The organism is Desulfovibrio piger (assembly GCF_951793255.1).
GTDB lineage: Bacteria > Desulfobacterota > Desulfovibrionia > Desulfovibrionales > Desulfovibrionaceae > Desulfovibrio.
Map to the genome: position 1 here is coordinate 2,565,128 of NZ_OX636706.1, position 22,870 is coordinate 2,587,997.

Annotated in this window: 20 protein-coding genes; 9 read left to right on the forward strand and 11 right to left on the reverse strand. The window is 55.9% G+C overall.

Going from position 1 to position 22,870, the window contains the following annotated elements:
- Nucleotides 1–50 precede the first annotated feature (50 nt).
- The 8 genes from Q4I12_RS11460 (at nucleotide 51) to Q4I12_RS11495 (ending at nucleotide 8,257) form a co-directional block, all read left to right on the forward strand.
- Nucleotides 51–1,367 carry a M23 family metallopeptidase gene (locus tag Q4I12_RS11460; RefSeq protein ID WP_302261611.1) on the forward strand — a complete coding sequence of 439 codons (1,317 nt, stop codon included), beginning with the start codon at nucleotides 51–53 and terminating at the stop codon, nucleotides 1,365–1,367.
- 146 nt (nucleotides 1,368–1,513) lie between these two features.
- Nucleotides 1,514–1,930: a nucleoside-diphosphate kinase gene (ndk, locus tag Q4I12_RS11465; protein WP_204625559.1), complete on the forward strand. Its 417-nt coding sequence runs from the start codon at nucleotides 1,514–1,516 to the stop codon at nucleotides 1,928–1,930.
- A gap of 146 nt (nucleotides 1,931–2,076) precedes the next feature.
- The gene (locus Q4I12_RS11470) at nucleotides 2,077–2,808 is read left to right on the forward strand and encodes an SDR family NAD(P)-dependent oxidoreductase (RefSeq protein WP_297138897.1); all 732 of its coding nucleotides are present in this window, start codon (nucleotides 2,077–2,079) and stop codon (nucleotides 2,806–2,808) included.
- Nucleotides 2,809–2,969: 161 nt separating this feature from the next.
- On the forward strand, nucleotides 2,970–4,112 hold the full coding sequence (locus Q4I12_RS11475) for a pyridoxal phosphate-dependent aminotransferase (protein WP_302261612.1): 1,143 nt from the start codon (nucleotides 2,970–2,972) through the stop codon (nucleotides 4,110–4,112).
- 247 nt (nucleotides 4,113–4,359) lie between these two features.
- Nucleotides 4,360–5,364, forward strand: coding sequence for a methionine ABC transporter ATP-binding protein (locus Q4I12_RS11480; RefSeq protein ID WP_168935776.1), 1,005 nt, complete (start codon nucleotides 4,360–4,362; stop codon nucleotides 5,362–5,364).
- On the forward strand, nucleotides 5,357–6,019 hold the full coding sequence (locus tag Q4I12_RS11485; protein ID WP_168935775.1) for a methionine ABC transporter permease: 663 nt from the start codon (nucleotides 5,357–5,359) through the stop codon (nucleotides 6,017–6,019). Before Q4I12_RS11480 ends, Q4I12_RS11485 begins: the two co-directional genes overlap by 8 nt.
- Nucleotides 6,020–6,057: 38 nt before the next feature.
- Nucleotides 6,058–6,855, forward strand: a complete 798-nt coding sequence (locus tag Q4I12_RS11490) for a MetQ/NlpA family ABC transporter substrate-binding protein (protein WP_302261613.1) — start codon at nucleotides 6,058–6,060, stop codon at nucleotides 6,853–6,855.
- A gap of 295 nt (nucleotides 6,856–7,150) precedes the next feature.
- Complete coding sequence (locus Q4I12_RS11495; RefSeq protein WP_302261614.1) at nucleotides 7,151–8,257, forward strand: coiled-coil domain-containing protein; 1,107 nt, start codon at nucleotides 7,151–7,153, stop codon at nucleotides 8,255–8,257.
- Between the two features lie 458 nt (nucleotides 8,258–8,715).
- Here Q4I12_RS11495 and Q4I12_RS11500 read toward each other — a convergent pair whose 3' ends face one another.
- Both Q4I12_RS11500 and Q4I12_RS11505 read right to left on the reverse strand, forming a co-directional pair.
- On the reverse strand, nucleotides 8,716–9,540 hold the full coding sequence (locus tag Q4I12_RS11500; RefSeq protein WP_302261615.1) for a TIR domain-containing protein: 825 nt from the start codon (nucleotides 9,538–9,540) through the stop codon (nucleotides 8,716–8,718).
- Between the two features lie 57 nt (nucleotides 9,541–9,597).
- On the reverse strand, nucleotides 9,598–10,464 hold the full coding sequence (locus Q4I12_RS11505; protein WP_302261616.1) for a restriction endonuclease subunit S: 867 nt from the start codon (nucleotides 10,462–10,464) through the stop codon (nucleotides 9,598–9,600).
- An 81-nt stretch (nucleotides 10,465–10,545) separates the two neighbouring features.
- Between Q4I12_RS11505 and tnpA the strand changes: the two genes are divergently transcribed.
- Entirely contained in the window at nucleotides 10,546–10,974 is a 429-nt protein-coding gene (gene tnpA, locus Q4I12_RS11510) for an IS200/IS605 family transposase (RefSeq protein ID WP_302260190.1), read from the forward strand.
- A 77-nt stretch (nucleotides 10,975–11,051) separates the two neighbouring features.
- Here the strand turns inward: tnpA and Q4I12_RS11515 are convergent, their stop codons facing one another.
- From Q4I12_RS11515 to Q4I12_RS11555, 9 genes are all read right to left on the reverse strand, one after another.
- Entirely contained in the window at nucleotides 11,052–11,531 is a 480-nt protein-coding gene (locus tag Q4I12_RS11515) for a hypothetical protein (protein WP_302261617.1), read from the reverse strand.
- A complete protein-coding gene (locus Q4I12_RS11520) occupies nucleotides 11,531–12,949 on the reverse strand; it encodes a class I SAM-dependent DNA methyltransferase (RefSeq protein WP_302261618.1) in 1,419 nt (472 codons plus the stop codon). The genes Q4I12_RS11515 and Q4I12_RS11520 overlap by 1 nt, the downstream gene beginning before the upstream one ends.
- Nucleotides 12,946–16,212 (reverse strand): type I restriction-modification system endonuclease, encoded by a 3,267-nt coding sequence (gene hsdR / locus Q4I12_RS11525; protein WP_302261619.1) that lies wholly within the window; start codon nucleotides 16,210–16,212, stop codon nucleotides 12,946–12,948. Before hsdR ends, Q4I12_RS11520 begins: the two co-directional genes overlap by 4 nt.
- Nucleotides 16,213–16,616: 404 nt before the next feature.
- Complete coding sequence (locus Q4I12_RS11530; RefSeq protein WP_302261620.1) at nucleotides 16,617–16,970, reverse strand: protein MobC; 354 nt, start codon at nucleotides 16,968–16,970, stop codon at nucleotides 16,617–16,619.
- A gap of 144 nt (nucleotides 16,971–17,114) precedes the next feature.
- Nucleotides 17,115–18,302, reverse strand: coding sequence for a MobV family relaxase (gene mobV, locus Q4I12_RS11535; RefSeq protein ID WP_302261621.1), 1,188 nt, complete (start codon nucleotides 18,300–18,302; stop codon nucleotides 17,115–17,117).
- A 258-nt stretch (nucleotides 18,303–18,560) separates the two neighbouring features.
- Nucleotides 18,561–21,194, reverse strand: coding sequence for a DUF927 domain-containing protein (locus Q4I12_RS11540; protein ID WP_302261622.1), 2,634 nt, complete (start codon nucleotides 21,192–21,194; stop codon nucleotides 18,561–18,563).
- A 33-nt stretch (nucleotides 21,195–21,227) separates the two neighbouring features.
- Complete coding sequence (locus tag Q4I12_RS11545; RefSeq protein ID WP_302261623.1) at nucleotides 21,228–21,446, reverse strand: helix-turn-helix transcriptional regulator; 219 nt, start codon at nucleotides 21,444–21,446, stop codon at nucleotides 21,228–21,230.
- A gap of 125 nt (nucleotides 21,447–21,571) precedes the next feature.
- Nucleotides 21,572–22,552 (reverse strand): hypothetical protein, encoded by a 981-nt coding sequence (locus tag Q4I12_RS11550; protein WP_302261624.1) that lies wholly within the window; start codon nucleotides 22,550–22,552, stop codon nucleotides 21,572–21,574.
- Nucleotides 22,553–22,681: 129 nt separating this feature from the next.
- A complete protein-coding gene (locus tag Q4I12_RS11555) occupies nucleotides 22,682–22,870 on the reverse strand; it encodes a hypothetical protein (protein WP_302261625.1) in 189 nt (62 codons plus the stop codon).

Genomic DNA, 22,870 nt, shown 5'->3' on the forward strand with positions numbered 1-22,870 from the left:
AACTCCCCTGAAACGTGCAACACTCCCACTTGTATGAGAAAGGAGTCTCCATGCGCAAAAAAAATTTCTTTTCCACTATCCTGAGCCTGCTCATCCTGATCGCGCTGATTGCCTGTGGGTACATCTTTTTCAAGGATATGGACGGTCCGTCCATCGCCATCGTGCCCGATACCGGACGGGTCTCTCCCCACACGCCCCTGCAGATAACGCTGGCGGACCCTTCGAACATCCGCTCCATCTCCGTGGGAGTGCGCCGCAACAATGTGGTCACCCCCATTTTCCAGCGGCATTTCGAAGAATACCTGCCCCAGCGTACTGTCGAGGTCTCGCTGAAGAATGCCGGCCTGCGTGAAGGGGCCTTCGAGCTGGAGATCAAGGCGACGGACGCCTCCCTGGCCGGCTTTGGTCAGGGCAATACCCGCACGGAAGTGCTGGCCATGCGTCTGGATACCCAGCCGCCGCGGATCTCCGTGAAGACCCTGCCGCCCAGCGTGCGCCGCGGCGGTGCCGCCGCCATCCGCTATACCATCGACGAAGAAGTCACCCAGAGCGGTGTGCTGGTGGCGGGGTATTTCGTCCCCGGCTTCCTGCAGAAGGACGGCAGCTACATCTGCTTCTTCCCCTTCCCCTACACCATGACCGCCGTGGAATATAAAAACGCCGTGGAGCTGACCGCCACGGACATGGCCGGCAACGTGACCCGCAGCCGTCTGGGCCTGCTGGCCTACGAACGCAACTTCAAAAGCGATACCATCAACATCTCGGACAACTTCCTGGCCAGCGTCAACAGCAAGCTGGGTTATCTGGCCCCCAACGCCGCCAATCAGCTGGAAGGATACCTTTATATCAACAACCAGGTCCGCGCGGCCAACGTCGAGACCTTGCGTGCCCTGCGCAAGGACACCGCAGCGGCCATGCTCTGGGACGGGATGTTCCAGCGCCTGCCCCGCTCCGCGGCCCGTGCCGGTTTTGGTGATCACCGCTACTTCACCTACCAGGGCAAGCAGGTGGGCGAATCCTACCATCTGGGTTTTGACTTGGCCTCGGTCCGCAATGCCGAAGTCCCCGCAGCCAATAACGGCCGCGTGGTCTTCACCGGTGAGCTCGGCATTTACGGCAACCTCGTCGTCATCGACCACGGCCTGGGACTCATGTCCCTCTACTCCCATCTGAGCGAGATCCACGTCAAGGTGGGCGATGTGGTCCAGAAAGGCGCCATCATCGCCAAGACGGGGAGCACCGGTCTGGCCTTCGGCGATCACCTGCACTTCGGCATACTGGTCGGTGGCGTGGAAGTCACCCCGCTGGAGTGGCTGGATCCCAAGTGGATCAAGGACAACATCACCGGACGCCTGAACGCCCAGTAAGGCCCGCAAAGCCATCCCGCAAGGGATGGCTTTTTTTATGCCTGCATGGATTCGACCTGTCTGGGCACACCAGAAATCTCTTGTCTTATGAAATATTTTATGCAATAAGAATTGCCGCTTTTTCTCATTTATCCACAGGAGATTCCATGGAACGTACTTTTTGCATCATCAAACCCGATGCCGTTGCCCGTAACCTGCAGGGTGAGATCCTTGCCATGATCCAGGGCGCCGGTCTGCGCGTGGTGGCCATGAAGCAGATCCGCATGACCCGCCAGCAGGCCGAAGGCTTTTATGCCGTGCACAAGGAACGGCCTTTCTTTGCCAGCCTGACGGAATACATGAGCTCCGGCCCTGTGGTTTGCGCCATCCTTGAAGGCGACAAGGCCATCTCCCGCTATCGGGAACTGATGGGCGCCACCAATCCTGCCAATGCCGCAGAAGGCACCATCCGCAAAAAATACGCCGAAAGCATCGAAGCCAACTCCGTGCACGGCTCTGACGCGCCGGAAACTGCCGCTTACGAAATGGCCTACTTCTTCAATGCCCTGGAGATCACCGGCTAGGCATCTTCATTTGCCGCCCGGCCCCCGGTCCTCGGCGGATCGGGGGCTTTTTTGTTTTTCTCCCCTGCCCCCGGCTTGCGGGCCGCCGGTGCCTCGGCTATTGAAAACAGGCGCATCTTGGCTGCAAAATTTTTTTTGGAGGGACTATGCCCGTTGCCATCATCACCGGCGGAGCCGCCGGTATAGGACGTCACCTGTGCGCAGGATTTGCCCGCGAGGGGTATGTGGTCGCCGCTCTGGACATCCAGCCCATGAGCAGCCCCCACCCGGACATCCACTGTTTTCCCTGTGACCTGCGCGATGAAGCCGCCATCACCTCTGTTTTTCATACCATCGCCCAGACGCTCGGCACTCCTCGCGTCCTCATCAACAACGGGGCCGTCAGCCGTTTCCGGAAGCCCTTCCCCCTCCTGGAAGCCAAGGAATTCGATGACGTCCTGGGGACCAACCTGCGCGGCGCGTTCCTCTGCTGCCGGGAATTCGTCCGTCTTTGCCGGGGAACGGGCTATGGACGCATCATCAACATCGCCTCCACCCGTTACCAGCAGAACGAATGCGGCTGGGAAGCCTACGGCGCCTCCAAGGGCGGGCTTGTCTCCCTGACCGCCAGCCTGTGCGTGTCGCTGCACGGCACGGGCATCACCGTCAATGCGGTCAGCCCGGGATGGATACAGGTGGACGACTACGAGAGCCTGAGCCCCTGCGACCACAGCCAGCATCCGTCGGGACGTGTGGGAAAACCGGAAGACGTCTGCAATGCCTGCCTGTTCCTGGCCGGGGAGGAGAACGGCTTCGTCAACGGCGTCAATCTGCCGGTGGACGGCGGCATGACCAGGCGCATGATCTATCCCGAGACCGATCCCCTTTGGACGGAATAGGCGGAAGGGCCTCTTTCTTTTTGACGCCCCTCCTGATATGAGGCCCGGATGACATACGAAAGGGCACGCCGTCTGCCCTGCGGCGCCACCGCGGCACGAGTATCGGCCGCGCAAGGCGCGGAACCAGCCTGCCCGACGGCAGGAAGAACAAAGGATATACGATGATAGCCGAGAGAGTACGCGGCATCACGCCGTTTCTGGCCATGGAAGTGCTGGAACGCGCCCAGAAGCTCGAACGGGAGGGTGCTTCCATCATCCACCTGGAACTGGGCGAACCCGATTTCGATACGCCCGAGTGCATCCGTCAGGCTGCCTTCAAGGCCCTGGACGAAGGGCAGACCCACTACACCCACTCCCTGGGCGATGTGGAGCTGCGCGAACATCTGTGCGCCTATTACAAGCGGCGCTATGGTGTCGGCCTGCATCCCGACCAGGTGCTGATCTTCCCCGGTTCTTCCCCGGCCATGATGGTCCTTTTCTCCGCCCTGCTCGATCCGGGCGACGAAGTCATCCTCTCCAATCCCGGCTATGCCTGCTATCCCAACTTCGTGCGCTATGCGGGCGGGGTGCCCGTCTGGACGCTGACCCATGAGGAAGAAGGCTTCCAGTTCCGTCCCGAAGATGTGGCCAAACAGATCTCGCCGCGCACCCGGGCCGTGCTCATCAACTCCCCCTGCAACCCCACGGGCATCGTGCTGGAGCCGGAGCGCATGCGCGCCCTGGCCGAACTGGGCCCCATGATCGTTTCCGACGAGATCTATCACGGTCTGACCTACGGGGATGCGGAAGAGCACTCCATCCTGGAGTACACGGACAATGCCGTGGTCATCGGCGGCTTTTCCAAGGCCTATGCCATGACCGGCTGGCGCCTGGGCTACCTCATCGTGCCCCGTGATCTCGTGCGCCCCATGCAGGCCCTGATGCAGAACTTCTTCCTGTCCACCAATTCTGCGGTGCAAAAAGCCGGTATCGCGGCCCTGACCTGTGCCGATGAAGACGTGGCCCGCATGCATGCCACCTACGACGAACGCCGCCGCTTCCTGCTGGGCGAGCTGAAGCGCCTGGGCTTCAACATCCCCGTGGAACCCATGGGAGCGTTCTACATGCTGATCAATGCCCGCCATCTGGGCAGCAGCTCCATGGAACTGGCCTTCGACCTGCTGGAAAAAGCCCATATCGGCATCACCCCCGGTATCGACTTCGGCAGCCAGACCGAAGGGTTCCTGCGCCTTTCCTACGCCAATTCCATCGACAACCTGGCCGAAGCCATGCGTCGGCTGGAAGCCTACATCCGCCAGCGCTAGCACTTTGGAGGAAGCAGGGGAAGGAATATCCTTTCCCCTGCTTCCTCCCTGCACGTCCCGCTCCTTCCTCTCATGTCGTCACCGTGCCGGTCCTGACAGGATACGGCTTTTTTTCTGCGCCCCGCCCTTCCCCGACTATGGCCCGAAGCCTTGCGCAGCACATTTTTCGGCATCTTTTTTCTTTGCGAGCGGGGGAAGATATGCTAACCTCGAATACCCCCGACAGGGGAATCAAAGGGGAGGCACTATGGCCGAAGCGCCGATCATCGATATCGTCAATCTGGAAAAACGTTACCGCAGCAAAAATACGGATGTTTTTGCCCTGCAGGGCATCAATCTTGCCATCAACAAAGGAGACATCTTCGGTGTCATCGGCAAGAGCGGTGCCGGCAAGAGCACGCTCGTCCGCTGCATCAACATGCTGGAACGTCCCACGGGCGGTTCCATCTTTTTTGAAGGCAAGGACATGTGCCGTCTGTCGGAGAGCGAGCTGCGCGCTGCCCGGCGTTCCATGGGCATGATCTTCCAGCAGTTCAACCTGCTCATGCAGCGTACGGCGCGCCAGAACGTCTGCTTTCCTCTGGAACTTATCGGCATGGACAAGGTCCAGGCCCGCAAGCGTGCTGAAGAACTGCTGGATCTGGTGGGCCTTGCCAACCGCATGGATTCCTATCCTTCGCAGCTCTCCGGCGGCCAGAAGCAGCGCGTGGCCATCGCCCGTGCCCTGGCCACCAACCCGCAGGTGCTGCTCTGCGACGAAGCCACGTCCGCCCTTGACCCGGCCACCACGGACTCCATCCTGTCCCTCATCAAGGACATCAACAGGGATCTCGGCATCACGGCGGTCATCATCACCCACGAGATGAGCGTCATCGAAAAGATCTGCAGCCATGTGGCCATCATCCACCGCGGCAAGATCGTGGAGCACGGCGAAGTGGAAGAGGTCTTCTTCCATCCGCGCACCGAGGCAGCACGCCGTCTGGTCATGCCCGAGGCCCTGCAGAACCTGCCCCAGGAGAACCTCTACCGCCTGATCTTCAACGGCCGTTCCTCCTTCGAGCCCGTCATCGCCAATATGGTGCTGGAATGCCACTGCCCCGTGAACATCATGTATGCCGATACCCGCGACATCGGCGGTATCGCCTTTGGCCAGATGGTGTTGCAGCTGCCCGAATGCCCGGAATCGCGCCGGAGCATCCTGGAATTCGCCAAATCCAGGAACATCCTGCTGGAGGAGATGAAGCATGTTTGATCAGGCCACTGTGGAAATGCTCATGGAAGGGGTGGTGGATACCCTGTACATGACCATCGTCTCCACGTTTTTTTCCTATGTCTTCGGCATCGTGATGGCCGTCGTCCTGGTCATCTGCCGCAAAGACGGCATCCGTCCCAATCCCGTGGTCTACAGCGTGCTGGATGTGGTGGTGAACCTGACCCGTTCCTTCCCCTTCCTGATCCTGATGATCGCCGTCATCCCCTTCACCCGCTACATCGTGGGGACCACCATCGGCAACAACGCCACGGTAGTGCCTCTGGTCATCGCCGCGGCGCCCTTCGTGGCCCGTCTCATCGAGTCCTCCCTGCTGGAAGTGGATAACGGTGTGGTGGAAGCCGCCCAGAGCATGGGGGCCTCCACCTGGCAGATCATCACCAAGGTGCTGCTGCCCGAGGCCATGCCCTCGCTCATCAACGGCAGTGCCGTGGCGGCCATCACCATCCTGGGCTACTCCGCCATGTCCGGCGCCGTCGGCGGCGGCGGTCTGGGCAAGCTGGCCATCATGTACGGGTACAACCGCTACCAGACCGACATCATGATCGCCACGGTGATCCTGCTCATCATCATCGTGCAGATCTTCCAGAGCTTCGGCAACTGGGCCACCCGACGCAGCGACAAACGCGGGTCTTGATCCGCTTTTTCTATCACCCTTTCCCCGAGGTTTTTCCCATGAAAAAACTTCTGCTGACGCTGGCCGCCATGCTGGCCGCCGGTACTCTGGTTTGCCATGCCCAGGCCGCCACCACCGTGAAGGTGGGCGCCTCTCCCACGCCGCACGCCGAGATCCTGAATGCTGCCAAAGACATGCTCAAGGCTGAAGGCATCAATCTGGAGATCATCGAATATTCCGACTATGTGCAGCCCAACGTGGCTCTGGACAGCAAGGATCTGGATGCCAACTACTTCCAGCACAAGCCCTATCTGGACGACTTCAATGCCCAGAAAGGCACCAAGCTGTCCTCCATGGGCGGCGTGCACTATGAGCCCTTCGGCATCTACGCCGGCAAGTGCAAGAGCCTGAAGGACCTCAAGAAGGGTGCCATCGTGGCCGTGCCCAATGACGCCACCAACGAAGGCCGCGCCTTCCTGCTCATGCAGGACCAGGGCCTCATCACCCTCAAGGACGGTGTGGGCCTGACCGCCACCGTGCGCGACATCAAGGACAACCCCAAGAAGCTCCGCATCGAAGAGATCGAAGCCGCCCAGCTGGTGCGCGCCCTGCCTGACGTGGACATCGCCATCATCAACGGCAACTACGCCATCCTCGGCGGCCTGAAGGTGGCCGATGCCCTGGCCGTGGAAGCTGCCGACTCCGCCGCTGCCACCACCTACGCCAACATCCTGGCCATCCGCACCGGCGACGAAAAGCGTCCCGAACTGCAGGCCCTGTACAAGGCCCTGTGCAGCGACAAGATCAAGGAATTCATGAAGACCAAGTACGAAGGCGCCGTGCTGGCCACCCACTAGGCTAGGACCGCAACGTCATCTGTGAAGGCCCCCTCCTTGGGGGCCTTTTTCATGGCTCCACGTTTCCGTACTGCTGCCCGGGGATATTGCGGACAGGCAAGACGCACCTGCCGCCCCCCATCAGAGCAACAGCCAGATCTCATCCGTGGATGCTCTTCCTGGCCGGTCTTCAGCGTATACAGGCAGTTCCCGAAGCCCGGCACTTCCGGCCGAAGCGCGCCCCCTTCCTCTTGAAGCCATCCCCTCTGCCTGCTACCCTTTCCTCTCTACCGTCACTTTTTTCAAAGGAGAGCGCATGCGCCCGGCCCTGCTCCTGCTGCTGGCTATCCTGCTCCATGTCCAGCCTGTCTCTGCCGCCCGGTCTTTCGTCGACATCTGGGACGATGCCGTCCCGTTGTTGCATGAAGGGGTGGATATCATCGCCTCGGGAGAGGACCCCTCCGAACGCAGCTGGGCCGAGGTCCTGACGTTCCGCGATCCCAAATTCCAGCGCATCGTCTCCGAATGCTTCGCCATCCTCGCGGATTCCCAGGCTCTGGACCTCATCGCCAGCCGGGATGCCGTCCGCGACGAGATTGCCGCAAAGCGCCAGAAGATAGCAGCCCTGCAGCAGGAGCTCGTTTCCGCCCCCTCTTCACACTGGAACCCGCTCAAGGCCACGCGCAGCAGCCTGCAGGAAGATATCGCCGGACTGCGCAAGGAGATAGCAGATCTGGAACACGGTCTGGAGGCGGACAAGGAACGCATCTTTGCCGAGATCTCCGCACGCGGCCTGCCTGTCAGCCGTGAACAGCTGGAGACCATGCTGAGCGCGGCCGACGGCAAGGATACCGCCAGCATCATGGCCGTGGCCGAGAACATCAGCGCCATCCAGCGCAGCATAGAAAGCCAGCTGGCGGCCCCGGACGCCTCTGTGGAGCTGCTCCAGACCTATACGGGCATCTACATGATGTGCAACAAGGTCTATGTCTACGCCCTGCAGCAGATCGACAGCCGCTACCTCGACCGTCTGGGGAAAATAAGGAAGGAGGCTGCCCAGCTGCAGGAACATGCCCGCAGCCTGCTCTCCGGGGCCGAGGAGACGGACCGGAAGATCCTGGAAGTGAACATCGCCGCCAACCAGAGGACACTGGATGCCGTGGACCTCTACAACCAGTATCTGTCACGCCAGAAAAAACATTTGCAGCAGTTGCTGCAGCGGGCGGAAAAATCCTTCAAGGTGGCCGTCAATACCTATCGGACCGTCAAGACCAGCAGCGATCTGCTGGGGATGATGCACACGTCGGAAGCGGATTTCTCCCGCATCTTCGCCTTCCAGCCGCCAGACCTCTCCCTGCTGTATGATGCCCGGCTGCGGCAGGAGTTCGACGACATCACAAGCAGACTGCGGGCAGCGGAATAAGGCCGGACGCCCCAGAAACGGCAAAAGCTCTCCTCATTCGAGGAGAGCTTTTTTATGACAGAGCCTGTCACCGTCCGTCTGCTTCACGTACCGGCAGGGCACATCATGCCGCCTGCCCCGCTCATCGCAGCGGTGAGGCTGGCAAGGAGCCGCGCAAAAGTCTGCGCTGGCCTCCGCGCCGGATCACCTCCGCCCGGATGGCGGGCTGTCTATTTTGCGCCTGCGGCACGCAGCAGGTCAAAGCCTGCAACAAAAAAAGGCTGGTATCACTACCAGCCTTTGCTTTCACTTGGTGCGAAGGGGAGATTTGATTATTGTTATATTTATTTGTTTTTATTGGAATAAAAAATATTAAAAATTTTTATACCAACGTCCATACCAACAAACCGGAAGTATTACCGGAGTTCGAGTCTATTTTTGACCTCCAATAGGAATTTTACAAGCCATTATCATCCTATTTATAATCCAAACTCTCTTCTTATCACCGCGATAATATCCCCAAAGCAAGCTCGTATATTTTCAGTTTCAAAAGAAATATATATTATTCCTGAATTGTTAGAGGGAAGAGTCACTCCCTTCTCAGAAAGAATTATTGTTTTATTATTTCCGAATCTTTCCTGAAATTTTCCAAGCTCTTGGACAACATTCAAACGGGGATGAATGCTTCCATCCGCCATTTCATCTTCGCCTGTCATGACAAGAATGGCCATATTGGCTTTAGAACCAAGACCAGCAATCACATCAGGTATTGTTTGTGAGGCTCGCGGAGCAGTTTCAAATGCCTCAACTTCAAAGCCTTGCTGGTCACACAGATGCTCTTGTAATTCTCTCCAAGCAGGATTTCCGCCATGACCTATCACGATAACAGGATGTGATGGCACCGTATTTTTAAACTGATGAGAGAATATATGATCAATTTCCATATTTTTATCGTCATAAAGAGTTACTTTGATATGAGGAACGGAACAAATATGCTTGGAGCTATCGGTAAAGATTTTCCAATGCGCTTTCGGACAATACCTTGATTCTCCAATACGATAAAACTTATTACAAGCAAAACCACTAATGATAAACATTTTTTCTTGCGGATCGAAAGAAAGCTGGGACTTCCAATGACTGAACGTGTATTCATGCAATATTCTCTGTGATGGCCATTCCTGCCAAACAATTTTCCAATCATCAAGACAAATTTTCTCTGATGAATTGTTTTCCAATACTACAAACTCTTCAAAGGCGTAGTCAGGATCACCTGGATTGATGGATGTGATGACAATATTATTCATAGATGTTACCCTCTATTTCTTTCTTGACCATTCTTCCAGGCATATTTATCGCCGTTTTTAGTTATGGATGTGCCTTGTCAGCTCTCCACGAAATGCTTTGGTCAAAATGGCCTTTTTCATCACGTCGATCTGATTCAGCACGTTTTCAGCGACTTCCTTGATTTGCTGTTCTGTGGCAAGGAGGCTGTCAAGGATACGGACGATTTCGTTTTGCTCTTCCATGTCAGGGAGCCAAATATCAACGGAACATATTTCTTTTGAGTTGATATTATTAATTCCAGCTGAAGACTTTGCCTTGGCAAAAAGTTGATTTCTAGCCAAGGAAGAACTCAGAAAGCCCAAAAGATATTTTGGATTGATTGTTGGATTAGGGCGAAGGCGGATTAGAAAAGATGCATAAGCTTTTCCGACTATTGCCTCATCCACAAGAGCGCACTTGCCAACAAGTTCCCTGCTTCCATTTGAACGAATCATAAGGATATCATTTCGCTCAACAAGATCATAATCAGAAGATCTTGAGGACTTTAAAAATTTAAGATCTTCTAAATCAACGATACTACCAGTAATATTTGGGATGCGTATCACTGGCAATCCAGTATATGTGTAATCACTTTTTTCAGAAGTACCATATTTTATATCAGAAAGAATATTTTTGATTTTTGCTGTATTGTCCTCTTTTTTTATGCCTCGTATCTCCCTCCATTTCGCGGTCAATTCCCCTGTAAACGCCTTATGCAGAATGGCGGCCTTGCGGCTTTCAAAGCCGTCAAGCACGGCTTCAGCCTTTTCTCTGGCTTCGTCCAGCTTGGCAAAGAGGGATTCGATGCAATCAACGATGCGTTGCTGATCGTCGAGAGGGGGGAGGGGGAAAGGGAAATTTTCAATATCGTCTTTACGAATAGAAGGAGAATTGTCTCCTTTCATAAATTTATTGTCCCACTCAGGGAGGGGTAAAACCCCCACCTTTAGGTGGCGGCTTTAGCGTTTCTTTTGTAGTCTGTGGGCATGAGCAATTATCGTAAAGGCTCCCACAGTGTTTTTTCAATTCACCTGCACCTGGTCTGGATAACCAAGTACAGGAAAAAGATTTTGTCAGGCGACATCGCCCAGAGAGCCAGGTCGCTGATACGCGGCATCTGTGAAAAGCATCAGGTGGAAATTCTCAAAGGACATATAGCACCCGACCATATCCATCTTTTCGTTTCGATTTCACCAAGCCTTGCTGTGAGCAAGTTGATGCAACAACTGAAAGGCCGAACCGCGCATGCCATGATAAATGAATTTCCATTGTTGCGCCGCCAGTACTGGGGACGTCATATGTGGGCGCGTGGCTATTTCTGTTGCAGCAGTGGCAATGTGACCGATGAGGTCATTAAGCAATACATCACGCAACAGGAAGATGCAGATGAAACCTTCCGAATTGAGGGGGAATGACTTCAGCCTGCTTCAGCAGGGGCCATACCGGCTTTAGCCGGAACGCGACTTTAGTCGCCACGGTGAATCCACCGGCTTTAGCCGGTGGAGTGTTCAATTAAACCCATCACAACATATTCACTCGTCATAAGCCAATATAAAAAACGAGAATTAGTACATCTAAGAGGTGTGCATATATATAATCCAGTGGATGCAATACAATTTGAAAGACTAAAATCTATATAAGCAATATTCCGGAGGTATGGTCTAACTAGAGAAAAGATAGTATCTCCTTCATGAACTTTTCTGGATGCCCTACTGGGGGCTTTACTTACAGAAATTTCTTTTGGTGAAGTTACTTTTTGTTGTTTATTATCTATAGCATCAATGTCTATATAATAAAAGAAATCACCTGTGGGTTTTTGACTTTCCTGTGGCCCCAAAAGAGAGCTTCCTTTCACCCACTTCCACCCTTCCGGCAACGGGTACGGCTGTTCTTCCACGGGAATTATAGCCGATTCATCCGGCGTCAGCAGGATGTCTTGCACCTCGGCGGCGTTCTTGCGGGGGCGGGCCATCAGTTCGTCTCCCTGCTGGTCAGGCTTTGCAATTCCCGAACAACGCTTTTCATAAGATCTACCGCCTCTTCGAGCTGAGCAATGCATTCTTCGCCGCTTTCGATGGGGTCGGGCAGGTCGTCATAATCCAAAAGGGATTCATCCCGGATCAGACCGAGATCCAGGCTGTCCGCCTTCGCCTTTATTGCCTCCCGCGTAAACACGCTCCAGCGCTCATCCCGCACGGCGCGGCGGTCCTCGGCCTCAAAGGCTGTCTCAAAGCCCTCAAAGTGTTCCCTCTTGAGCGGGGTGGTCTTGCCGAAGGAAGGCATATTGGTACGCAGGTCGTAGAACCACACCTCTTTGGTATTGTCCTTATCGCTCTGGCCTCGCGTAAAAAACAGCACGTTGGTTTTGACACCCTGGGCATAGAAAATGCCTGTGGGCAGGCGCAACACCGTATGCAGGTCGCATTTGTCCATGAGGTCGGCACGGATGCGCGCGCCGTCGCCGTCGGCAAAGAGCACGTTATCCGGCAGCACCACGGCGGCCCGGCCGCCGCGCTTGAGGCTGCGGTAAACATGCTGCAAAAAATTCAACTGCTTGTTGCTGGTGGTAAAGGCAAAATCGTCACGAGTGGCCCGTTCGCCGCCTTTCTTTGTGCCAAAGGGCGGATTGGTGAGCACCAGATCATAGCCTTTCATATCCTTGCCTGCGGTGGACAGGGTGTCGGCAAGCAGAATTTCCCCTTCAATACCGTGCAGCATGGCGTTCATCAAGGCCAGACGGTGCGTGTCGTGCACCAGCTCGCAGCCGGTGAAGGCTTCACGTTTCTGGAAGGCCGCCTGATCCTCGTCCAGATCAAAATACTCGTCGGTTTGCCTTTTCAGGTACTGATCCGCCGCGATCATAAAACCAAAGGTGCCGCAGGCCGGGTCGTTACAGTGTTCGCCGACCTGGGGCTTCATGAGACGAACCATCACATCAATGAGCACCCGTGGTGTGAAATACTGGCCTGCGCCGGATTTCTTCTCATTGGCGTTCTTTTCCAGCAGACCTTCATAGAGGTTGCCGAGGCCCTCTTCCTGCGCGGAATACCAGTCCAGAGCATTGATGCTCGAGATGATCTTTTCCAGATTTTTGGGCTCGTCGATGTTGGATACCGCTCCCTGATAGATCTCTCGCACCCGCCCCGTGCCGTTTTCGCTCAGCTCGGCCAGCACCTGCTTGTAAACGTGTTTCAGCTCAATGCCGCTTTTGGCGGCCAGCACGTCCCAGCGGCAGGTTTCGGGAATGGCCGCTTCCGTGCCGGTTTCCTTGGCCATTTTCAGGAACAGAATATAGGTCAGTTCCGTCACATACTGATGATAGGTGATGCCGTCATCCCGCAGGACATTGCAGAGGTTCCAGAGTTTGGCGACAATTTCCTGTGTGGTCATGCGGCAAGGCCCCCGTCGTCATACAGATAGGTGTTCAATTCGGTCACGATACTTTCCAACTGGTTACGGAAGAGTTTGTTCAGCGCGGCAAAGCCGCCCTTGTCCCGGAAGATGACGCTTTCGTCAAAGGTGTGTACCGAGAGGACGGATTCATTGAGCAGATATTTTTCCATGCGGTCGATCCATTTCTCTTCGACTCTGGAAAAACTGTGCGCCTGCTTCAGCCGGGACACGGCGCGGCGGATGCGCTCCTCGTGCCCCAGAAGTTCGGCATTGATACCGTAGCGGCGGATCAGGCTGATGATGTCGGCGGCAATATCTTTGTTGCTCATCCGGGAAAGGGCGGAATTAAGCTGCCGGATGGTAAAGCCTTCCCGTCCCAGAGCCAGACGCAAGCTCTTGAGGCTTGCGCGGCTGAGGTCGGCCGGGCGCGTGCAAATGGTGTTCAGGGCCGCTATCGCGTTGCGCTGTTCCCGCACAAAACGGGCAAAGGATTCCAGATAGTCGCCGGGGCGAAGATTCTCCTTGCCGTAACCCCGCGTATGGCTGGTGAGCGCATCCGGCGTATCGGAAAGAACGACGGGGCGGCGGCCCGCATAGTCTTCACTCTGAATAAGCTCAAACAAATCGCGTTTGGACAGCAACAGGGCCTTTGCCTCACTCGGGCGCTCCTGTACGCGCTCGATGAAGGTATCGGGCGTGTCACCGGCCATATCGACAAAGTGCTGCCTGAGTTCATCCGTCAGGGAGCGCTTGCGGCGTTGCAGTTTGGCAATGATCTGGTTGATCTGGTTCAGGATTTGCGGAGGTTCCTCCATTGTCTCCAGCCCGTCCAGAAGTTGGGAAAAAGTAACCGACGGATTGCTGACCACCGGTTTCATGCTGGTAACCGGTTCAAGAACCGTGTACAGGCCCACGGCGTCGTACACTTCAAAATGGTCTTTTCCGATGTCCGGGCAGAGCCTGGTGGCGCGGCCCAGCATCTGCTCAAACAGAATGCGGGATTTTACCCTGCGTAGGAAGACAAGGCGGGTAATTTCGGGCACGTCGATACCGGTGGTGAGCAGATCCACCGTCACGACGATGCTGGGGAGACTTTCATTCTTGAAGCGCCGTATGGCCGCATCAATATTCTTGCGATTGCCGATGCTGCCGGTGATCTTCATGACGGCATCCGTATCCACCAGTTCCTCGGCGTAGATCTCCTTGAGGATGCGGACGATCATGTCCGCGTGATGGTCATTGACGGCATAAATGAGCGTCTTTCCGGAGGAAACATCTTCGGGATCAATGTCTTTGGCTATTTCCCGCAAAATCTCGCGGTTGAAGTTCTCATTGATCACGGTCTTGTTGAAGTCGTCCACGTCAAAATCAAGCTCGTCTTCCAGCAGTCGGCTGTTGGTAACTTCGCCGGTAAGCGGATCATAAACGGCCACTGTATCGCCGTGTTTGTAGTGAATACCCTGCTCACTGAGAGTCGTGCTGAGCTGGTGCGGCGCGTCATGGTCCACCAGGAATCCGTCAATGACCGCCTCCCGGTAGGAGTAGCAGAACACGGGCGATCCGAAAATCTTCGTGGTCTGGAGCGCGGGCGTGGCCGTCAGAGCGATTTTGACCGCCTGAAAATAGTCGATGACCTCGCGGTATTTGCTCTGGTAGTCGCGCTGATCGCGGTACAACTGCTCGTCGTCGGTCATTTCCCGGTCAAGAATATAGCCCCGGTGCGCTTCATCCACGATGATCAGATCATAGTCGGTGACCGACGGCATGGACTCGCTGCCTTCACTGTACAGAATGCGTTTGACCATGCCCTGCACAGTGGCGACGTGGACACGGGCTTCCTTGTCGATTGCTTTATCCGTCAGCCCGTTGATGGCGTAAATCTCGTCCAGGGGATGCAGTTCCTCAAGCTTGATGTCCTTGAATACATCCAGAGCCTGCGTGCCCAGGGCATTGCGATCCACAAGGAACAGGATGCGACGGAAACGTTCGCTTTTCAAAAAGCGGTACATCATGCCCAGCACTGTCCGGGTTTTCCCCGTCCCCGTGGCCATGGCCAGCAGAACCGTTTGCGCCCCGCTCTTCACGGCCCGCTCGGCCGCCTCGACGGCGCGGAGCTGGTACTCACGCAGATTGAGGCCGTTTTTATCGGTAAGAAAGTCGGCGGACATGGCTTCAAGGCGTCGGTCGCCCTGGGCAATATCGCGCTCCAGAAGCTCTTCCAGACCGGTGGGACTCATCCAGCCGTGCAGGGCCTGGGGCGCATTGGAAGCATGGCGCACGTCCTGAAACCAGATGCCGGATTTTTCCTCGTATTGCCGGATATAGGGTCTGCCGTTGGCGGCAAAGAGAAAGGGCACGCGGAAGCCGCGCCACTCGCCTATGGTGTGAGCCAGGTGCTCCTTGCGGATATGGCGGGCGTAGTCCTTACACTGATGGTCGAGCACAGCGGGAATATCCTTGTGGCCGGCCTTGGCCTCAATGATGCCCACCAGCCGCGTACCCGCAAACAGAGCATAGTCGGCAAAACCCCTGTTGCCCACAGAGGAATCCGTGGGCCATTCGGCTATGGCCAGATTCCGTCCGGCTTGCGGTCGCGTGCCGAGGGAATGGCGCAAGGTTTCGGAATCCGCCTCCCAGCCCACTTTTCTGAGTTGTTCGTCAATGAGATACCGGGTTTCGGCTTCAGACACATGGCGCTTGCCCGCGGCAACGGCGGCGCGTTTGCGGCGGATGTCTTCCGGCACGGCAGCTGCCTGCGCTGCGCGGGAAACAGCCTGATCCGCCAGGGCGTTTTCCTGCCCGGCTTTCTCTTTTGATTCAAACGGAGACGGCCCGGAGTTTTCAACATCTTGAGGCGCGACAAAATCCAGTTGCCGATAGGATTCATCGCCGTAGGTCTGAAAAAACCACCCGCACAGGCTGTGCGTGATCTGCAAAAAATACAGTATCTTTGCTTCGGGGAGCCTCACTCCCTCATGGGCGGCCCTGTTGCGGGCTCTGCGCATCAGGTGGAAGGCGGCGGCGACATCCGCGGGGAGCACCTCGCGCCGCTGGAGAATGTCGATGCGCTCCACCGCGTCGCAGTGGTCGGGCAGGGTGATGTCGTCCAGGGCGAACATGACCCGGATCATGCCTTCGCACAGCAGGCCCGCCTTCATCAGGCAGGACTGCGGGTCCGAACGCAGATAGCGTTCGGCCAGCATGCCGAGTTCCGCCAGCTCCGGGAATTTTTCGTGTAGAAACGCGAAGTTGGACACCATACTCAATCTCCAAAAAAAGATATCTTTTATCTCGTAAACAATATCCAGCCTCTCTGCCGGAAAAGTTTCAGGAATTCATGGATTCGGTCTCTGGCGCATACGGAGGTTGCCTGATAGAAAAAGAGAGTAGCATTCTATACCTTGTCCGACCAAAAGGCAAAATCATGCGCTCTCGTGGATCCGGTTCTGCCCGCACCAAGCCGGTTGCGGCGTGTCTGTTGTAGGCCTGCTGATCCGGTTGCAGCCCTGCTCCGCGTCTTTGGACATCCGTCGAAGGCGGCCCAAATGAAGGCCGGGCATTTCCCGGCCCGTTTTCATTTTCATCCGTAGGTGGCTACGCCTTCTACAGAACACAGTTTATTGATTCCATGTCTGCCTGACAAGAATTCTGCTATAGTTCCTGTTTACAGTTCATCATCCGACATATCAGCAACAATGAAGCTGTCGCGTTGTTCGTGTTGCGAAGGCGGCGGGGGCGTGTCTCTCTTCCTTGCTTTCTGCTCTTCCCGGTGCCGTCTGGACTCGGTCAGATACTTGGTCAAGGTTTGGGGTTTCACCTCAATCCCTTTCTCGTGCAGGCGTTCGACAATCTCTTGAGAATCAAAACCGCGCTTTTTCATCCGTTCCAGAGTCGGGGCCAGTGCGAAAATCGCCTCCTTCACGGACATGACGCGGTTCCCGTCCAGCGTGACAGCGGCGGGCTTGAGTCTGGTAAACTCCTGTCTGATTTCCTTCAACTGCGTCGCGGTGATGGTCATGATGTTTTCTCCTGTGTTTCGCCGGGGCGTTGCCCCGAATTGGCGTTTTGCTTTTCCGGTCGAGCGGGACGGTCGCCCACGCTTCACGAAGTGAAGCATAGTGGGCTATATCTTCGGCCTGTGCGAAGATTTCTACCCGACGCCTTACCTCATTCTCATGCCACGGGCGGAACGCGCCTGCCGGCGCTCCCTGTCCCGCGCTTCCTGCTCCTGTCGCTGCCTTTCCTCTTCCTGACGGCGCTGAAGCTGTTCAGCCCGCTTGCGCTCCACGAACTCGATATGCAGGGGCCGGATTTCCGGCAGGAGCAGAAATTCCCGATACCCCGCCATGAGCCTCTTCATTTTCTTCAACTGCGTCTCCAGCTCCTCTTTTTCCTCATGGCTTTGTTTCCTGTGGGTCATGTATTCCGCTTCAAGTCGCGTCTGTTTTCTGCGTAACGTATCCACTTCCCATTGCAGGATTTCCTTCTGTTCTTGGACAAGATGTTTGACGGCAAGCGCCTTTTTCAGCCTTTCAATGATGGAGGAGGCTTTTTCCAGCACGGACGGATAATTGAAAAGAGATGCCTTCAGCAGAAAGGAATCTTCCTGAAGCACCTTTTCCGCTTCCACGGCCTGTCGCTCATACTTTTCAATGCGCTTTTTCAGTTCTTCCTCATGCTGCTCCAATGCGCTGAGAAGTTGCCGTGAATTTCGGGAAGCCTCTTCGGACTCCTGAATCAGTTTCTCCAATGCCTCCTGTTGTTGCTTGAACTCGCGGGTATCCAGATGCTTTTTTGCGGAGCCGGGCGTTTGCTCCACGCCGCGTTCAATGGCGAAACCCCGGCTTTGCAGATGGGCGGGAAGCTCGGATTGCAGCTTTCGCAGACTCTGCCGGGTATAGATTTTGTTGGCGTTGAGACGTCCGTCCGGCGTCACCGGTACATGCAGGAAGTGCATGTGCGGCGTCTTTTCATCCATGTGAACCATTGCGGAAATGACATTCTCCGCGCCCACAAAATCCGTGAGAAAGGCTTTGCTCTCTTCAAAGAAGCGTCTGGTGTCCTCCGGGGAAAGTTTCTGGAAAAATGTGCTGTCCGATGTGACGATAAGCCCGCACATGCGCACGGCGTCCTTTCTCACGGCCTTGACCAGCAAAAGGTCGTCAATGCGATTCTGAATGGCTTGTGCGTAGTTGTCTGAGGCGGATTCATGAAGATCGTAGTTTCCTGTACTTCGGCTGTAGTCGATGTCAGGATTACTGTGGCTTTCGCGTTCGCGCCGATTGTGCGATTGAATGCCGCGAATGGCATCTTTTTTGAATTTGTCCATATGTAAGACGAGATAGGACATAGCCTTTCTCCTATGATGTTTTTCTATGGAGACAGCGGCGACAATGGCGACAAGCCATGAGTGACAACACAATCCACGTCGCCGGTCGCCATTTGCACAATGGCGACAGCGGCAAAGCGGCGGCATGAATCTGTGTCTCCGATCCGTCGCCGGTATCCGCGTTGCCGTTTTTATATTGGCGACAGGAAATGCCTTGGCATTATTGACTTGTCGCCACTGTCGCCATTGTCGCCGGTCATGCGAGACAGACAAAAACGGCTATTCCTGCCCGTCATTTTCAGGCAAAACCACAATGTATGCCCGAACCTTGCCCAGATCAGGCAATCTTCTCTCACACTTGAGCCGCCCCACCTGTGACAGCTTCAGCCATCCGGCCTCGGCCAGCACGCGGGCGGCACGCCGCTCGGAAAATCCCTTGCAGACCTCGACGCGAAAGGATTCCGGCAGAATAATGAACTCCGTGCAGCCGCCTTCACCTTTTCTCCGAAAACCCACGCGATTGACGCAGGTGGACATTTGGGTGTCCAAGTCCTGAAAGCGGCTTGCCCCGTGCTGCTCAATGAACAGGCGTACAGCGGCCAGAATGGCGGCGTCTTCGGAAGCGCCGATTCCGCCACGAGCGGCCAGCCAATCATGAAAACAGCGTTCGGCACAGCCCGGAGCGTCAAAGTCGGCGGGCAGAATTTCCATCTGCATGGCCAGTCCTCCGGCCAGACCGCAGAGAGCGAAGCGTTGGGCCACGCGCCGCACCTGTCCATCCGCTCCGGCAGGCACAAGACGATTGACCGTATTGGCAAGAGCCAGTTGCAGCTCGGACAGAACTGTTTTCAGTGTGTCGGATTCGGTCAATTTATGCAGGAAGGCGCGGCCAGCATGGCCATAATGGAAAGCGGTCAACTCTTTGAGGCGATTGACCACTGCCCCTGCATGAGGAAAACCGTGCAACTCGGTGAGCATGGACGTGTCCACGGCCAGGCCCACGAACCGCACCTCCTGACCACCTCTCGACTTGAGACCGTTTTCGGCCAGCTTGTCGGCAAGGCCGAGTTCTCCGCTGGAGAGAAAGAGCAGACGCCAGGAATGGGATTTGCGGAGATTGCCTTCGCGGCTGGAACGACCCTTGCCCTGACCGTTGGCCAGCATGTAGGCGCATTCGGCCAAAATCTTGCCGTTGACCTGCCCGACTTCATCCAGAATCAGCACATTGTCGTTGTGCAGGACTGCAATATTCTCAAGACCATTGTCTGTAGCGCGCCAGCTTCGGACGTGTTCCGGCCCGCCCCAGACAGACGCGGCAATCTGAAGGGCCGTTGTCTTGCCGGATGATGATCCGCCTTCAAAACTGAAACCACCGCCTTCCAGACCGGCCAGACGCAGCAACGGCCCGGCGAAGGCCGCGCACAGGGCAAAGCTCAGGCGCGAATTGCCGATGGAGAGTGCCGCGATTTCCCGCCAGCCGTCCAGGGTTCCGGCGATACGGTACAGATCGCTATGATGCGCGGATTGCAGAACTACATTTTCGCCGGAGGTGCTGCCGTATACGGCATCCGGCAGGATGTAGGCGATATTGTCCCAACCGGTGCGGGGCACACAGCGGATGCGTCGGGCAGGTCTGACGGCGGCCAGAAAGTCCACAAGCTTTTTTCTGGCGACGGGACTGCCGAACCAGCCGCCGGAAGCCAGGGCGCTGTACCAGTCCGCGCCCTGTCGAAAGAGCAGTTCAATGGGCATGGGCCAGGTGTGCTTCTTGCCGTCCGGATCAGCCCATTCCAGCATGAGGCCCCATTCGTTGCCCTCGCTGTCGCGGGTCATGCCTTTCACAGCGAGCGGAGGGCCGATGCGGATTTCGTTCATCTCCCCGTCAGGCTTGGTTTCCAGCTTGTACAGTCCGGCGCGTTTGCCTTCCGGTACAAGAAAGAACCCCTCCGGCATGGGGCAGTCCGCATCCTGCTTTCGTGCCGCTTCCACAACGGCCCGGACGGCCTCAAGGGAACGCAGCCGGTGCAGATCGTTGAAGTCCGTCGCCTTGCCTTCATGGGCCGGGCAGACGGCCAGTTTGCCGCCCACAGCCTGCGCCGCTCTGGAAGCCGCTTCCTTGCCGGGATTCCACGGCGTGCCGTCGGGTTTGACAGTTTCGCAGTCGTTGTCCGCGCAAAGAATGATTTCCCGATCCGGATACCGGGAACGGGCTGTGCGGGCTACGGCTTCCAGATTTCCGGCGTGGAAGGCAATCAGCACGGCGTATCCGGTGGCCAGATGCAGACTTGTCCCTGTGGCGTACCCTTCGGCAATGAGCAACGGACCGTCCCTGGTTCCGCTCTTTGCCGGAAGCGAAAAAAAGCCGCCGGACGTTTTGCCGCCCTTGAGAAAAAACTTATCCGTACCTTCCTCAGGCTTTTCCGGCAGGATGAATTGCAGGCTGTGTATTCGACCGGATTGATCCAAGACGGGAACAATGAGCCGCCCGTCATCAGTTTGCCGCAAGCCGATGGTCGGTACTTCCTTTTGTTTCAGATAGGGATGGTCGTCCTCGGCGGTCTTGGCATGGTTCCAGATGCTGGTTGCCAGCTTTGCGGCGGCTTTCCAGCGGCGCTCCTGTTCAGCTCTGGAGTCGGCTTTGGCGGCGATAAGGCGTTCCCGCAGAGCCTTGCGCTGGGCGGCGCAGAGTTCCTTTTCCGGCTTGGCCGTCCACGTTCCCTCATCGCCGGTGCGCCAGTTCTTCCACCAGATGGAGGCCGGAGCGTCCAGAAACGCCTTGTATGCGCCGTCCCTGCGGTGGGGCCTGTCCGCTGTGCCGCAACGGTGCAGGAGGCCGTCGGCCAGAACGGCCTCGACCTCCAGCCCCGCTGAACGCAGACACTCGGCAAAGCTGTGCAGAATGTCGGCGCTCATTGCGGTCTCCAATCATAGACATGAAGGCTTGAGCTACCTGACATTGTCTTCACCGTTGCTCAGGCGTTCGATAAGTGCCTTGATGTCCTCCACGCGCCAAGCGGTAGTGCGCGGGCCGAGCTTCACGGGCTTGGGATAGCGGCCGGTTCGGCATCCCTCCCACCATGCGCTTTCACAGACAGGTATGCAGGCCAGAATTTGGGGCAGGCGAACAAAGCCAAATTCGGGGAATGACGATTTGCGTTGGGCCATGAAAAAAACTCCTGAAGGTTGTTGGTCTTCAGGAGATTCTGGCACGTCCGAAAAAAGACCCGTGAGGGAATTTGCCGGGAAAAAGACGGGAAAACGCGGGGATGCGGGAAAATGGAGCTGAAAAATCAACCTTTGACGATAGTGTAGGCGTCCGCTTTTTGGAGAAGAGAGTTCATCAGATTTCGATACGACTTGGGATCGCTGTATTCCTTTTCAGTGAACAGGCGGCCAAGCTGCGTTTTTCTGCCCATCTGGGTTTTGTGTCCTGTTTCGGGCTTGTCGGCACTGCACCAGTAAAACAGTACATAGGCAATTACGGGGAGAGGATAGGTGTTTTTCATGGCGTCATAGACGGCATGATCCGGCTTTCCTCGCCAGACAGTGGACGGAATCCTGAACGTAAGTTTACCGTCTTCCGCTTCTTCCACTACTGGCTGTTCTCTCTGTAATTGGGGACTTTCAGGAGAAATACTTTCTGGGGGCATGGCTTTGAGAATGGATTCCACAAGTGCGCGGGTAATACCTTTTACTTCTTTGTGCAAAGGGTAATTGCGGAGAAATCTGATGGTGTCATCTCGATTGACAAGGATTGTATCAACAAAAATATACGATATGAAATGATAACTCGATGCTGGTATAGATATTGGATTTTCAAACAAAGGAGAGTCAGGCGAGTATTGGTCAAAGAAATCTTCTGTCTCAAGTCTTTTCAGGGAATGGAACAGAAACTCCCTCTCTTCAGGAAATATGTTTTCAATTTCATCATACGTTTCTTCCAAGATGTACTTGAGACCCAGTTCCAGGGCATTGGCATGAATATTCCACGAAAGCTTTTTAAAAAAATCCATGATGTCACACCCAAACAAATAGGTGTGGAGGCGTTTGTCTGACAGGCATGGTTGTGGTAAAACAGGACTTTCGATGTTATATACGGCTTGATTGCTGTCAGCGAAGTCTTTCCAGTACGCTTCATGCGCTTTGCGCCACAATTCAGCAGGAAAAACAGCATGAGGCCACATCGCCTGAATGATGGTTTCGACTTCGTTCGAGGTCAGCCGGTATGCCTGCCGTACCCTACCGAGAGATATTTTTTGCTGGTCCAACATGGAGGAAAAAATAGCTCAAACGCCGAGTTCGGACAATATGAAAACAGGCGGCGCGGATTCTGTGAGGTATCGCGCAAGAATGCCGACTTGCAATATCCGTGCCACCTGCATGGGCAAATGGCATATGTTTCAGCTATACCATGCCCGAATCATATCCATGTCGTCATAACCGGCCTGTCTCATGCGTTCTTTGGTTTCTTCACTCCAGCCGGTAGCCGCGACAGTAATCTGCTCATCTTCTGGTATGTTGGCGATAGTGACGAAGGTATCCTGCTCTGGGGCTTGGGGTGTTTTTATGGCATGAATGGTATCGGGCAT

What these genes read in the sequence shown, in the direction of transcription:
- Q4I12_RS11520 (WP_302261618.1), bottom strand. Translation starts at nt 12,949, where the DNA reads ATGACCACACAGGAAATTGTCGCCAAACTCTGGAACCTCTGCAATGTC.
- Q4I12_RS11475 (WP_302261612.1), top strand. Translation starts at nt 2,970, where the DNA reads ATGATAGCCGAGAGAGTACGCGGCATCACGCCGTTTCTGGCCATGGAA.
- Q4I12_RS11540 (WP_302261622.1), bottom strand. Translation starts at nt 21,194, where the DNA reads ATGAGCGCCGACATTCTGCACAGCTTTGCCGAGTGTCTGCGTTCAGCG.
- mobV (WP_302261621.1), bottom strand. Translation starts at nt 18,302, where the DNA reads ATGTCCTATCTCGTCTTACATATGGACAAATTCAAAAAAGATGCCATT.
- Q4I12_RS11555 (WP_302261625.1), bottom strand. Translation starts at nt 22,870, where the DNA reads ATGCCCGATACCATTCATGCCATAAAAACACCCCAAGCCCCAGAGCAG.
- Q4I12_RS11460 (WP_302261611.1), top strand. Translation starts at nt 51, where the DNA reads ATGCGCAAAAAAAATTTCTTTTCCACTATCCTGAGCCTGCTCATCCTG.
- Q4I12_RS11490 (WP_302261613.1), top strand. Translation starts at nt 6,058, where the DNA reads ATGAAAAAACTTCTGCTGACGCTGGCCGCCATGCTGGCCGCCGGTACT.
- Q4I12_RS11495 (WP_302261614.1), top strand. Translation starts at nt 7,151, where the DNA reads ATGCGCCCGGCCCTGCTCCTGCTGCTGGCTATCCTGCTCCATGTCCAG.
- Q4I12_RS11480 (WP_168935776.1), top strand. Translation starts at nt 4,360, where the DNA reads ATGGCCGAAGCGCCGATCATCGATATCGTCAATCTGGAAAAACGTTAC.
- ndk (WP_204625559.1), top strand. Translation starts at nt 1,514, where the DNA reads ATGGAACGTACTTTTTGCATCATCAAACCCGATGCCGTTGCCCGTAAC.
- Q4I12_RS11530 (WP_302261620.1), bottom strand. Translation starts at nt 16,970, where the DNA reads ATGACCATCACCGCGACGCAGTTGAAGGAAATCAGACAGGAGTTTACC.
- Q4I12_RS11545 (WP_302261623.1), bottom strand. Translation starts at nt 21,446, where the DNA reads ATGGCCCAACGCAAATCGTCATTCCCCGAATTTGGCTTTGTTCGCCTG.
- Q4I12_RS11500 (WP_302261615.1), bottom strand. Translation starts at nt 9,540, where the DNA reads ATGAATAATATTGTCATCACATCCATCAATCCAGGTGATCCTGACTAC.
- Q4I12_RS11485 (WP_168935775.1), top strand. Translation starts at nt 5,357, where the DNA reads ATGTTTGATCAGGCCACTGTGGAAATGCTCATGGAAGGGGTGGTGGAT.
- tnpA (WP_302260190.1), top strand. Translation starts at nt 10,546, where the DNA reads ATGAGCAATTATCGTAAAGGCTCCCACAGTGTTTTTTCAATTCACCTG.
- Q4I12_RS11470 (WP_297138897.1), top strand. Translation starts at nt 2,077, where the DNA reads ATGCCCGTTGCCATCATCACCGGCGGAGCCGCCGGTATAGGACGTCAC.
- Q4I12_RS11505 (WP_302261616.1), bottom strand. Translation starts at nt 10,464, where the DNA reads ATGAAAGGAGACAATTCTCCTTCTATTCGTAAAGACGATATTGAAAAT.
- Q4I12_RS11550 (WP_302261624.1), bottom strand. Translation starts at nt 22,552, where the DNA reads ATGTTGGACCAGCAAAAAATATCTCTCGGTAGGGTACGGCAGGCATAC.
- hsdR (WP_302261619.1), bottom strand. Translation starts at nt 16,212, where the DNA reads ATGGTGTCCAACTTCGCGTTTCTACACGAAAAATTCCCGGAGCTGGCG.
- Q4I12_RS11515 (WP_302261617.1), bottom strand. Translation starts at nt 11,531, where the DNA reads ATGGCCCGCCCCCGCAAGAACGCCGCCGAGGTGCAAGACATCCTGCTG.